We start from the raw sequence: 14,220 nt of genomic DNA, 5'->3' as shown, positions 1-14,220 counted from the left end.
GTTATTCGATTCCTGCAGTAAATTCTAAGCTGATGATGGTTTGATTATAGTCGCGAAGCGCGTTCAGGTAGTTGCTGCGCATTTGGTAAGCCTGGTCAAGCGCCTGCACGTACTCCACGTAGTCGATGTCGCCGGTGCGGAAGCTGAGCTCAGCTGCCTTGTTCATTTGCTCGGCCTGCCGCAGTGCGCCCTGCTCAAAGAAGGCCAGTGTGTTGCTGTGCTTTTGCAGCTCCTGGGCTAGGTTTTGTAGCTCAGTCAGGAGGATTTGCTGTTGGTAGTGCACCTGACTCTTTACAACTTCTTCGTTCATTTTGGCTGCCTTGATGCGCGAACGCTGCGCCCCGAACCAAAGCGGAACGGCTATACCTACTTCATACCCAGTAAAACGGTCGCCGGAGCTATACACCCGATTTGGATTGTCGCGGGGCGCCTCACCTATAAAGGTTTGGTTGAAATAACCGACCGTAAAATCCGGAAGCATACGCGACTGCTCCAGCTGCTTCTGCTGCGAAGCCACCTGGGTGGCACTTTGCAAGAATGCCAGATAGGGGTTTGATGCCAGTGCCGTGCTGTCTGCCTGTAAGACCAATTCCCGCTTGCGCAGCTGTTCCTCCGCAAACTCAACCGGCTCCTGCAGCTGCAAAAGCTGGCGAAGCCTGCGTTCGGCAATTTGCTGATCTGCTGTGGCCTGTTGCAATTCCGTTTTTATACCTAAGCTGCGTGTCTCGGCAGTGGCCTGCTCCAGGTAACCCGTCTCCCCTGTCTGGAAACGAACGGTAGCTGCCCTGGTAAAGCGGCCATACAGGCTGTCCTGCTGTTGCAGCAGTCGAAGGCGCTCGTTATGGTACTGCAACTGGTACCAGGCCAACTTCACATCGCGTATCAGCTCGCGTTCCACGATCTGCTTTTGTGCTTCCGCCTGCTGAATGGTCGCATCTGCCAGGCGGGCCTGATCTCGGTAGACTGTTGGGAAGGCAAATTGCTGCGAGGCGGAGATATACTCGTCTTTGTTGATCGTGCTGATTTGACCTCGGCTGTAAGATAGGTTTGTCTTTGGCAAGTCGGTGGCGGCACCGCGCAAGGCTCGTTCGCGCTCCACGCTATAAGCCGCGCTTTTCAGGCCCAGATTTTGCTCCCGGGCGTACTGAATGCTCTGCTCCAGCGTAAGCGGCCCCTGAACTGACTGCGCCATACCTTTACCTGCAAACAATAAGCTGCCCGTAATCAAGAGTAAGGTAATCAGGTGAGCAGGTATAGGTTTGCGTTCCACCTCTTCTTCTGTCGGTTTTTCGTTGGAAGAGAAAATATAGTAAAGCACCGGCAGTACCACCAGCGTCAGTAAGGTGGAGGTGAACAGACCGCCGATCACCACCGTTGCCAGTGGCCGCTGCACCTCAGCTCCTTCTGATCCGGAAAGTGCCATTGGCAGGAAGCCAAGTGCGGCCACAGAAGCCGTCATCAGCACCGGGCGAAGTCTTACACTCGTGCCAAGCAACACGCGCTCATACACATCCGTCATACCTTCCCTCCGCAGCTGGTTAAAGTAACCGATCAGCACAATGCCGTTGAGCACCGCCACCCCAAACAAGGCAATAAAGCCCACACCCGCCGAGATACTGAAAGGCATGTCGCGTAGCCAAAGGGCAAAGATGCCGCCAATTGCTGACAAAGGTATAGCCGTGAAGATGAGCAGGCTTTGCTTAACAGACTTAAATGCAAAGTATAAGAGCAACAGAATGAGGAACAGCGCGGCCGGAACGGCTACAGACAGTCGCTGCTTGGCATGTACCAGGTTCTCAAATTGTCCGCCGTACGTGATAAAATAACCAGCCGGAAGTGGCAGCTCACGCTCCAGTTTTTCCTGTATCTCCGATACGATCGACTCCACATCGCGCTCACGCACGTTAAAGCCCACAACAATGCGGCGGCGCCCTTCTTCTCTCGATATCTGCATCGGGCCTTCTTCAAAACGGATGTCAGCCACTTGCTGCAGCGGAATCTGGCCTCCCTGTGGCAGCGACACGAATAGATCTTCGATATCGTTCAGGTCGTTGCGGGCACCTCCTTCCATTCGCACCACCAGGTCGAAACGGCGGTCACCCTCGTAAATAGCCCCTGCTGTCTGGCCTGCAAAGGCAGTGCGCAACACGGCGTTCACGTCGGCCACCTGCAGCCCGTACTGCGACATACGCGCCCGGTTGTAGTTCACCACAATCTGCGGCAGGCCCGTTACTTCCTCTACATAAATATCCTGCACACCGGCCACCGGGGCGATGAGTTTGTCCACCTGGTCTGCCAGTTCAGAAAGCTGGTCGAGGTCCTCGCCAAATATTTTGATCGCCACATCCTGTCTGGCACCTGTCATCAGTTCGTTGAAACGCAGCTGAATTGGTTGCTGGAAGCCGTAGTTCACGCCCGGCAGCACTTTTAGGGCCTCGTTCATTTTGGCGGCCAGCTCCTGGCGGTTACTGGCGCTTGTCCATTCGTCCTTGTCTTTGAGCAGGATCATAACGTCGGCGGCCTCAATCGGCATCGGGTCGGTGGGGATTTCTGCCGTACCGATCTTACCGATCACCTCGGTCACTTCCGGGAATTGGGTCAGGAGAATTTCACTTGCTTTGGTTGTCGTTTCGATGGTCTGGCTGAGCGAAGCGCCCGGTACCAGGCGTAGGTCCATGGCAAAGTCCCCTTCCTCCAGGTCAGGCAAGAACTCCCCACCCATTCTGCTGAAAACAAACAAACTGAAAGCAAAAAGAATAAGCGCGATACCGATGACCAGTGCTTTGCTTCGCAGCGCAAACGTGATGACCGGCCGATAAGCATGCTCCAGAAAAGCCATCAGCCGATCAGAGATATTGGGCTTGTGCTTGGTGTTCTTGCTCAGCATGAGCGTTGAAATCATAGGCACGTAGGTGAGCGAAAGAATGAAAGCACCCATGATCGCAAAGCTCACAGTTTGTGCCATTGGCTTAAACATCTTGCCTTCTATACCTACCAGGGCCATGATCGGCAGGTATACGATCAGGATGATGAGCATACCGAATGCGGCGGAGTTCATGATATTGGAGGCGGCACTTTTTACTTCCAGGTCCATTTCGCGCTGTGTCAGGCGGCGGAGTGGCAGGTCTTTATTCTTCACGACGATAAAGTGCAGCACACCTTCCACAATGATCACGGCACCATCTACGATCAGGCCGAAGTCAATAGCGCCCAGGCTCATCAGGTTACCCGATACACCGAACACATTCATCATGCCCAGCGCAAAAAGCATCGACAACGGGATAACAGAGGCCACTACTAGGCCCGCCCTCAGGTTACCCAGTAAGAGCACCAGCACAAAGATCACGATCAAGCCGCCCTCGATCAGGTTGGTGGCCACTGTGTTGATGGCTTTGCTTACCAGTTCGCTTCGATCCAGGTATGCTTCGATCACAATGCCTTCTGGCAGCGACGACTGTATGCTGGCTACTTTATCTTGTACATTTTTGATTACTTCAGACGAACTGGCGCCTTTCAGCATCAGCACAATGCCGCCAACTACCTCGCCTTCGGTATTGCGGGTGAGGGCACCGTATCGCACCGGGTGGCCGTACTGTACCTTGGCCACATCCTGTACCAGCACCGGCAGACCATTGCGGTTAGAAACTACGATCTTCTCGATATCTTCTAACGTGCTCACCAAACCAAGCCCCCGGATAAAGAAGGCATTCTGATTTTTCTCGATATAGGCGGCACCGGTGTTTTCGTTGTTCTGCTCCAGCACCTTGATTACGTCGGTCACGGTCAGGTTCATGCTGCGTAGGCTTGCCGGATTCACGGCTACTTCATACTCTTTTAAGAAGCCGCCGAAGCTGCTTACGTCGGCTACGCCAGGCGTGCCGAGTAGCTGCCGACGCACGATCCAGTCCTGGATTGTGCGCAATTCGGTGGGGCTGTACTTCTTGCCGCTTTCCGGATCTGTCACCAGCACGTACTGGTAGATCTCTCCCAGACCGGTTGTAACAGGGGCTAGTTCCGGCGTACCCATTTGCTCAGGAATCTGACGGGCAGCATCGCCCAGGCGTTCGGTGATCATCTGCCTGGCCAGGTACTGATCTACCTCGTCTTTGAACACGACCGTGATCACGGAGAGTCCGAAACGCGATACAGATCGCATTTCAATTACATCCGGCACGTTTGCAAGTGCCATTTCAATGGGGGTGGTAATAAAACGCTCCACTTCCTGAGCGGCCAGCGTAGGCGAAGAGGTGACTACCTGCACCTGGTTGTTAGTGATGTCGGGCACGGCGTCTACGGGCAATTGCGTCAGGGAGTATGTTCCCCACACGATCAACGCCAGCACCATCAGACCGATCACCAGTTTATTGTGTATCGAAAAATCGATGATTTTATTAAACATGGTATGCTTGATTTTGAATCAATAAAATAGGTATGCAGCAAAGCCGCAAGCGCTGTTTATGGCTTGTGGTCCGGCTTAAAGCTGCACGATTACAGGATAAAAATCAGGCTAGCAGCCGTGGAGGATGCCACCAGGTAGAAGCGATCTTGATCTCGCTCATCTCCGGGTAAATAAGAGGCTTGGTCTGAGGTATGACAGGTATGCGAAATACAATATGCGCCGGCTCCACTGTCACGGTAAAAGTGGCGCAACAGCCGCAACTGCAAAACAAAGGGCAGGTGTCTTCGTGGAAAGGCGACTCGCCAGTGGTGTCCGCTACATCTGTCAGGTTAGGGTGATGTTCATGGCTCTCCATAATCTTGTCCGTGCACGGCAAACAAGCCGTCCAAAGCAGGAACAGGGGAAAAATGATGGCCAAGAATTTCATGTCTACAAATATAAGCCATTCTGATGTAAACAGGTTCCCCTGACGTTAATTCAGAATTATTCTTAAAAAAACTGAAAGAAAATCTGGTTGAGGCTCAAATATTTGTTATAGGTGATTCTTGATTTTTGAAAAACAGATTTAGGTAGTTTATTGAAGAAAGTATACTAGATTTTATAATAGGCAACTTATTCAGGGCTATTGATAAATACACCAAGCTCTGAATCTCTTAATTTGAATAATTGATTCAGAGCTTGGTGTATAGTTGAAATACAATTTTTGTTAAGTTTTCCCTTTATTAGTAAATTTAGATAATCTGTAAAGTTGAATTACATTTCACACATCGATATTATTTTATATGCAATAATTTAGTGCTGTGAACACTATCTTTATTTTTTAGTTTGACTATGTACCACCCTTTAGCAAAGTCTTTTCCATTTATTTCTGTTCTATAAATAATTCCTGGATTTGCATTGCCTTTATTTAATACAGTGATTAAGGCTCCATTATAGTTATAAAGCTCTAATGTAAATTCCCCACCTGTTTTTATTTTAAAGCTAACCGAAGTTCTGTCTGAGAATGGATTTGGATGGATGATAAGGTGTTCATTTTCCTCAGATTCACTCTCTAAAAAGGTGCTGGCCGTCCTGGCCGCTATGCCCGAGGTAACCGTGAACTTATCTTTTACAGTGACAGAACCACCCGAAGTAGAAACAGAGATGTTGACGCTCTTTGGCAATTTACCGTTGACAGAGGGTACCACAGCTTTGATCTCAGTGTTTGTATTAGTAACAATCTCTGCAGTTGAAGGTCCAAATGCTACTCTTGAGGCACCAGCCAGATTAGAACCGGCAATCGTCACAATGGTGCCTACAGGTCCTGAGCCGGGACTGAAGGCCGTTATGATAGGTACTGCGGCAGCTGTCACGTTAATGCTTACCGTAGAGGAAGTAGTTACTGCCCCGGCATTATCGGTAGCCCTGGCTGTGATAACATAACTTCCAGCCGGCACATTGCCCCAGGTATAGCTATAGGGACTGGTTAAGTCTTCACCCAGCTTGGTGCCGCCGCTGAAGAATTCTACTTTAGCAATTGTGCCATCTGTGTCAGAAGCGTCAGCAGTTAGTATAATGGTAGCAGGCGCTGTAAAGCTGGAATTATTAGCTGGGTCGATGATAGTCACAGATGGTGCATTATTAGCAGGATCATTCACCGTTATCCCTGCTCCTGTTGAGGTACTGGTCGTACCCTGATCATCGGTGGCCCTGGCTGTTAGAATGTAATTCCCTGCCGACACGTTGCTCCACGCGAAACTCCAACCGTCCCCGCCGTTAATGTCCTCTCCGAGCTTTGTTGTACCCTGAAAGAATTCTACCTTAGTGACAGTGCCATCTGCATCGGAAGCTGAGGCTTGAATAGTAAAACTAGCCGGCGATATGAAAGCGGCACCATTTGCCGGGGAGGTAATTGCAACTTCTGGGGCTTGATTAGCAGGAGCGTTCACTGTAATGTTGATAGCAGAAGATGTGGTCACCGCTCCAGCATTATCGGTAGCCCTGGCCGTCAGGGTATAGCTACCCGCGGCCACATTGCTCCAGGTAAAGGTATAGGGACTGGTCAGGTCCTCTCCTAGCTTCGTGCTGCCGTTGAAGAACTCCACTTTGCTCACCGTGCCGTCTGTATCAGAGGCCGTAGCAGCAATGTTGACTGAGGCCGGTGCCGTGAAGGTGGCGTTGTTGGCCGGTGCCGTTATGGAAACCACCGGCGGCTGGTTGGCCGGCGTGTTATCCGGGCTGAATACTACGTCCACCCAGTAGTTGCTGGCTTGGTAGTTGCTGGTTGGGAAGGCGGGCGAGGCGGTGTAGCGGTAGACACCGTTCGGCCCATCCTCTCCATCAGCAAGTGCTCTCAGAGGCCCATTTACCACTGCTTGATTGAAATAGGGGTAGTCGGATGTGTAGTTTCCCGCACTGCTGTGGTAGGAGATGACGTAGGTGGTACCGGCTGTGATGGCCACCGGTGAGGAGAAGAGCGCTTGCTGCCAGCCTGAAGCAGTCTCGTTGCTGAACACGACCGAGGCCAGCAATGTGCCGCTACTGCTGTAGAGCTGGCCGGTGTTCGTGCCCGTGTTACCAGAATGCTTATAGAAGCGCACTCCCGTCACGTAACCGTTGGAGGAGGCGCGGAACTTCATCCCTATTTGCAAAGCTTGGCCATCATTCTTCACGTTACTTAAAGGTGTTGCGGAAGGTTGAAACACAGTACAAGGACAAACAGGTGTAGCTGTTCCGCCTACGGTTACATTGACAGTTACAGGCACACTCATGTTCCCAGAATCATCAAATGCACGTGCTCTGATAGAGGCCGCTCCTTGGATTGTTGGTGTCCAGGAGAATGTCCAGCTAGTGGTTCCATTTGCCAGGCGCCACGTATTGCCGCCATCTATCGATACCTCTACTCCGGCAATCACATTGGCGTCAGAGGCCGTGCCATTAATCGTGACAGCTGCACCAACTGGCAGATAAGCACCTTCTGAAGGAGACGTTATAGTAGTGACAGGAGCTTGTGTATCCGTGGTAGCAGTAGCAGCAATTAAGTTAGATCGCAGGCTTCTTGGTTGTGCTCCCATGTCCGCAAATAGATTGACCGTCGCCTGTTGCATAGCCAGGCTTGGTGCTGCATTTCCCCGATCGTGATTGCTGTCAAGCCCCCAGGAGTATTGTACGGTCCCGGCTCCAAAGACTAATGCCCCACTGGTATGCTTGTAGAGAGAAAGATGGTGTACTTTACCATTGATCACTGTTCTAGATAAGATGATCCGGCCACTTGGGTAATGGGACCTATATGCCTCCAGCTCAGCGTTCCATTCATAGCCAATGGTACCAAAAGTAAACGTAGCGGTTTGCCCGCTGCTTAGAGAAGCTACGCTCGTATTGCGCCAAAATCTTAATCTGCTGTAAGCACCTGGTACCTGCAGGGATGCAGTGTTTTCTTCCCAGCTAATCTGGCCGGTCAGGGCATTTTCGGGCTGACATCCATCGACCAGAGGATCTCCGGTTCTGTACTCACAGCCACTGCGCCACAGGCCTGTCCATTCTGGGCTAGGATCGCACTTACCGCTACATGTGTTCTCGCCAGCTCCGCCCTCCTTGTAGCATACCAGCGTTCTATAAGGTGTACCACTGGCATCTATGCTACTCTCCCAACGGGTTTTCCAGTATACCTCATTCCCACTAAAAAAAGCTAAACTAGTGCCTGCATCACGGGCGGCAGTTACGTGAGCTCGATGAGCACCGGACCAATACTCATCATGCCCTACCGATAAAAATACTTTATGGTTCTTAATAAGGGCACCGCGCCGGTCACTGTCTACATTTGTAGTATAAGTTACATCATACCCGTTCGATTCTATCCAACGGATCATCGGGTATTCCGCATTGAACAGCCAGTCTTCTGAAGGGCCTCCCCCCCCACCGCCGTTACGGGTCAGGAAAGGCCGGTTATAACTCACTTTCACTGCCTTGCCACCGGAACCGGTATAAAGGCTTTTGCCATTGTTGTTGTCGCCATAGATGTTATAAGCCTGCCAGGTGGCATCCGAAGTCTGAAAGAATAAATCTGAGGTACTGGCATCATCACGCACAATAAATACAATGTGGCTGGAACCGCCCGTGTCGGTGCGGGTCAGCTTCGCCAGGTATACGCCTGACACAGCTGTGCTAGGTATGGCCCATGTCGCAGAGACAGCCCAGTTTCCGCAGTCAATAAGGCCGGTACTGGAATTCGTAAGGCAGTTTGGTTGAGATTGTGGCAGTGTGGCCGTTACTGTTCCTGTACCCTGTAGCCTGGCACCATTCCCCTGGTAAAATCCAAGCCGGTAAATTGCGATGGTATAGGCCCTAGCACTTGTTTTGATCTTAAACCGGGCCGTCTCCCCTTTGTTATAGCTTATGTCAGTGGCAAATCCCTGGATGGAGAGATCTCCTGCTCCGCTAATCTGCCATTCTGAAGCCGGATTACCTGTTTTTGCATTTTCAATAACGATGGCGTTTTGAGCAAGCACTTGGGGTAAATACATACAAGAAAACAGCGCCATCAGCATCATTTTCTTTTGAACATACAAGCATGTATAGAAGAAAATTTTAAGACGCGACAGGATGTTAAAAGCCAACAATGGCCTTATCAGGTGAAGTGCGCTTGCACGTACTGTCTGCTCATGACTGTAATTCATACTATTCATTTGCCACCAAATAAAAATCTTAAAACAAGTACATCCTCAATACAATTAGTAATAATACTTCAACCATCAACGTGGTTTATTCAGGATAAATGGCTTTCCTTGGTTTTCACGCTTTTCGCCTAGTATGTATATAACCAGATCTCTTACATCATGTGAGAACTCTACCTCTTGGTATGTACCATCAGTTTTAAAGCTATGCTCTTCTTCCCCAATCTGGACAATGAAAGTTCTTGGTGTAGGGTCCGGCTTTTCCTTTTTAATCAATATTTTGGCTACACGCTGAGGAAAGGTGACATGCTCAGGTATCTTATCAGTCGGAAACTCTGCTCCATTAATCTTTATTCTGAATTCCTGGGAAAAGGCGGCAGTTGGTAAAACCACCATCAGCATTATGAATAGTAATTTCATTGTTCGCATCTTATTTATAGCGTTTAACAGAAGTACTTACACCTTCAAAATGATTACAACCGCTGCATTTATCTATCCAGTATCAGCTTCACAGTTTTGGAACCTGCGTCAGTTTGTAGTCTCACAAGGTATAAGCCCCTGGCCTGTTTGCTGCCATCCACTTCAACATTATACTGTTCACCGGCTTTAGCGTAACCATGCTTCAAGAAAGCAACCAGAGCCCCCTTATTGTCATACAACCTCACATAATAATCGCTGTCCTCCTGAAGTGTGAAACTGATTGTTGCTTTATCTGAGAATGGGTTCGGATATACAGTAAGCCCTTCACTCTCTTCCACATCAGCCTTTTGTAAGGAGCTTACTACACTGGCTGCCATTCCGGATGTAATAGTAAACTTGTCACTTGTTGTGTTATTTCCGGACGGAGTAGTCACAGTAATTTTAACACTGGAAGGAAGTTTGCCGTTGACAGCAGGCACTTTAGCTATCAGATTACCGTTTCCATCAACTGTAAATTCAGCATTGGAGGGGCCGAACGTAATCTTGTTGGTAGTGGATAAATTATTTCCGCTGATTAGCACACTCTCTCCTACAGGCCCACTCGGAGGGCTAAAGCTTGTAACCAGTGGAGGACTGGTGCTTATGGAAGTCACTGATATATTGATCGGTTCAGACGTGGCGGATAGACCGGTATTGTCTGTTGCTCTGGCTGTTAAAGCATAACTACCTGCTGCCACGTTATTCCAAACCAGGCTCCAGCCATCTGCACCATTTGTGCCTTCCCCCAGCTTCGTATTTCCCTGAAAAAATTCCACCCTGACAACAGTACCATCCGGATCTGAGGCAGTGGCTGAGATGGTAACTGAAGCAGGAGCAGTATAGCTCGAGCTGTTAGCTGGAGAAGTGATACTCACATAAGGTAATATACCTGATGTTTCTCCTGTTACAGTAAAACTTGCTTCACTGGATACTGTTCCACCAGGAGTGGAAACACTAATCTTGCCTGTGGTGGCACCCGCAGGCACATCGACAGTAATGGAAGAGGCACTATTTTCACGAATGAGAGCCAGCACACCGTTAAACGCCACAGCACTGGCACCAGTTAAGTTGCTGCCACTGATAACAACCTGGTCACCTACTTTACCGCTCGTTGGGCTAAACGAAGCAATGACAGGAGCAGAAGCTACCGGAGTAGATTTTACCGTAATGGTTATACTTTCATTAACCTGGGCGATTCCGTCAGACACCCTGAAGATAATCTTATGGCTCCCTACCTGTCTAGAAGTCGGTGCCCAGGAGAACTCTCCGGTATTGGCATTGAGTGTGGCTCCTGCAGGCAACTTGTTGGCTGAATAAGTAAGCGTCTGAGCTGGTATGTCTACGTCAGAACTCTGCAGGGTGAACATCAGTGTCTGGCCTAAGCCGATCTCCTTATTACCCACAGTTGCCAGTACCGGTGCCTGGTTAACTTCGGCCACCTGGACGGTGATTAATTCTTCATCAGATAGTTCCCCATCTGATACTCTTATAGTAAAGGTATAGGATCCAGGTCCCTGGGCTTCTGTCGGGGTCCAGGAGAAGGCTCCTGTTGATGGATTTATACTTGCCTCTGCGACGGGGCTGACCATAGAGTAGATCAATGAGTTATTCGGCAAGCCATCATCGGTAGCACTTGCTATGAAGCTTAGCTGACTCAGCTCGTTCACAGTTTTGTTTCCGATACTTGCCAGTACTGGAGCCTGGTTATCAGGCTGAACAATAGTTAGGCTAAAATCATCATTTGCCGTACCTCCCCTTCCATCATTGGCAATCACACGGATACTGAGTTGCCCCTGGCTTCCGGCAGGTGGAGTGCCGCTAAAGGTGCGGGTGGCCCCGTTGAATGTCAGCCAGGCAGGCAGTGTTGCCCCATCTGTCAGGCTTGAAGTATAGATCAATGGATCTTCGTCCGGATCGGCAAATGTATTGAGGCTAAAAGTAAAGCTAAAGGCGACACCTACAACTGCTGCCTGATCTGCGATAGGATTAGCTACAACTGGAGGCCGGTTCTCCGGGGCCGTTATTGAAATATTCACTACATCTGAATTGGTCACTGCTCCGGAATTGTCTGTTGCCCTAGCCATAAGCTGGTATGTGCCTGCACCAACACTGGTCCAGGAGTATTCATATGGACTTGCAGTAGCTTCTCCTAATTTCGTTTCCCCGTTAAAAAACTCGACCTTACTCACTGAACCATCAGCATCCGAGGCTGCGGCAACTATGGTGATGCTGGCAGGAGCTGTAAAGCTAGCCCCTTCTTTTGGAGAGGTTATAGCAACAACAGGAGGCTGGTTGGTCGGAGGGTTGACCGTGATAGTTACTGCCGAAGACGTTGTCACCGCATCTTGATCATCGGTAGTGCGGGCCGTTAAGGTATAGCTTCCCGCCGGCACCTCATCCCAGTCAAAGCTCCACCCGTTGCCGCCGTCAGTGTCCTCGCCCAGCTTGTTCGTGCCGTTGAAGAACTCCACCTTGCTGACCGTGCCGTCTGTATCAGAAGCGTCTGCCGTCAGTGTGATGGTTGCGGGAGCCGTAAAAGTGGCATTGTTGGCCGGTGCGGTCATGCTGACCATCGGCGGCTGGTTGGCCGGCGTATCATCCGGACTGAACACCACGTCCACCCAATAGTTGCTGGCCTGGTAGTTGCTGGCCGGGAATGCAGGAGAACTGGTGTAACGGTATAACCCATTAGGGCCGTCTTCACCATCTGCCAGTGCACGTAGTGGCTCACTGATGTAGGCCTGGTTGAAATAAGAATAATCGGAGGTATAGTTTCCCGCGCTACTGTGATAGGAGATGACGTAGGTGGTACCTGCCGTGATGGCCACCGGCGAGGAGAAAGCTGCCTGTTGCCAGCCCGAGGCCGTCTCGCCCGTGAACTCAACAGAGGCCAGCAGCGTGCCGCTGCTGCTGTAGAGCTGGCCGGTGTGGGTGCCGGTGTTGCCGCTTTGCTTGTAGAAGCGCACCCCCGTCACGTAGCCGTTAGAGGAAGCGCGGAACTTCATCCCTACCTGGATTGCCTGTCCGTCATTGTACAAGGCGTTTGCTGGTGCATCTGTTGGTTTAAACACTGTACATGGACATGAGAGTGTCCCTCCAGTCACCGTGATAGTTACTGCCGAAGACGTTGTCACCGCATCTTGATCATCGGTAGTGCGGGCCGTTAAGGTATAGCTTCCCGCCGGCACCTCATCCCAGTCAAAGCTCCACCCGTTGCCGCCGTCAGTGTCCTCGCCCAGCTTGTTCGTGCCGTTGAAGAACTCCACCTTGCTGACCGTGCCGTCTGTATCAGAAGCGTCTGCCGTCAGTGTGATGGTTGCGGGAGCCGTAAAAGTGGCATTGTTGGCCGGTGCGGTCATGCTGACCATCGGCGGCTGGTTGGCCGGCGTATCATCCGGACTGAACACCACGTCCACCCAATAGTTGCTGGCCTGGTAGTTGCTGGCCGGGAATGCAGGAGAACTGGTGTAACGGTATAACCCATTAGGGCCGTCTTCACCATCTGCCAGTGCACGTAGTGGCTCACTGATGTAGGCCTGGTTGAAATAAGAATAATCGGAGGTATAGTTTCCCGCGCTACTGTGATAGGAGATGACGTAGGTGGTACCTGCCGTGATGGCCACCGGCGAGGAGAAGAGCGCCTGCTGCCAACCTGAGGCCGTCTCGTTGCTGAACACGACAGAGGCCAAGAGGGCACCACTACTGCTGTAGAGCTGGCCGGTGTGCGTGCCCGTGTTGCCGCTTTGCTTGTAGAAGCGCACCCCCGTCACGTAGCCGTTAGAGGAGGCGCGGAACTTCATCCCCACTTGGATTGCCTGCTCGTCGTTTTGCAGGCTGCTCGACGGTGCTAACGAAGGGGCAAATACTGTACAAGGGCAAACCGCTGTGACTTCTATTTTCACCTGAGCCGATGAAGACGAATCGCCGCTATTATCAAATGCATTAGCAGTTAGCGTATAGGTATTGGCTGTAACATTGTTCCAGGTGTAGCTCCATCCGTTACCACCTTCAACGTCTTCTCCTATTTTCTGATCTCCGTTATAGAATTCAACTTTACTCACAACACCATCTGCGTCTGAAGCATTGGCTGTAATGGTGATGGAGGCAGGCGCTGTAAAAGTGGCATTGTTAGCCGGAGTGGTAATATCAACGACAGGCGGTTGATTGACCGATGCTTCTTTATCATAACTAGCAACATAATCACCAGATGAAGCAGGGAAAAATGCATATTCAACGCCTTTGATGTATTCTGTTTTGATGATCGGCACAATTACACCATTCCGGGTCAGCTTTACCAACCGACCTGTGGCTTCCGTTATCGGCAGCATGCCCTCTAGGTTTCTCGCTCCACTTGCCACATTCACTTTAAAACTTAGCTCACTTTCACTCCAGCTCATCGAGCCGAATGTAGAGCCATTACGTCCATCCAGCCATGTAAGAAGCTGTTTTGAGGAAATAACAGGCACGTTTCGGGCTTTTGCTGAAGCAATAATCTTATCAGACCCATCAGAGTATGGCGCATCGGTATGCATATTGGCGCAGAAGACACCATAGTACCCTTCCGAACCTAAGGCCTTATTCAATAGCTGATCAATTGTGTATGGAAACGCCTGATCTGACTCATCCGTCATCTGGGTGGTCAGTTGATAACAGTCTATTAGCTCACCATCCAGATCTGTAAACCTCATAGGTATACCAGACCCTGTAAAC

Annotated in this window: 5 protein-coding genes; all 5 read right to left on the bottom strand. The window is 50.5% G+C overall.

The genetic code is table 11. The features are described from left to right. Nucleotide 1 precedes the first annotated feature (1 nt). The gene (locus tag BD749_RS02380; protein WP_101442769.1) at nucleotides 2-4,399 is read right to left on the bottom strand and encodes a CusA/CzcA family heavy metal efflux RND transporter; all 4,398 of its coding nucleotides are present in this window, start codon (nucleotides 4,397-4,399) and stop codon (nucleotides 2-4) included. 103 nt (nucleotides 4,400-4,502) lie between these two features. Next, the gene (locus tag BD749_RS19185) at nucleotides 4,503-4,826 is read right to left on the bottom strand and encodes a DUF6660 family protein (protein WP_143741217.1); all 324 of its coding nucleotides are present in this window, start codon (nucleotides 4,824-4,826) and stop codon (nucleotides 4,503-4,505) included. A 346-nt stretch (nucleotides 4,827-5,172) separates the two neighbouring features. Further along, on the bottom strand, nucleotides 5,173-9,054 hold the full coding sequence (locus tag BD749_RS19300) for a N,N-dimethylformamidase beta subunit family domain-containing protein (RefSeq protein ID WP_180336298.1): 3,882 nt from the start codon (nucleotides 9,052-9,054) through the stop codon (nucleotides 5,173-5,175). 75 nt (nucleotides 9,055-9,129) lie between these two features. After that, nucleotides 9,130-9,471, bottom strand: coding sequence for a hypothetical protein (locus tag BD749_RS02365; RefSeq protein ID WP_101442767.1), 342 nt, complete (start codon nucleotides 9,469-9,471; stop codon nucleotides 9,130-9,132). A gap of 68 nt (nucleotides 9,472-9,539) precedes the next feature. Then, nucleotides 9,540-13,838, bottom strand: coding sequence for a DUF4082 domain-containing protein (locus tag BD749_RS02360; protein WP_143741216.1), 4,299 nt, complete (start codon nucleotides 13,836-13,838; stop codon nucleotides 9,540-9,542). Nucleotides 13,839-14,220 lie beyond the last annotated feature (382 nt).

The sequence above is a fragment of the Pontibacter ramchanderi genome (genome assembly GCF_002846395.1).
GTDB classification, from domain to species: Bacteria; Bacteroidota; Bacteroidia; order Cytophagales; family Hymenobacteraceae; genus Pontibacter; species Pontibacter ramchanderi.
Note: the sequence above shows the minus strand (reverse complement) of the source record. Positions and strands in the feature narration are given on the sequence as shown.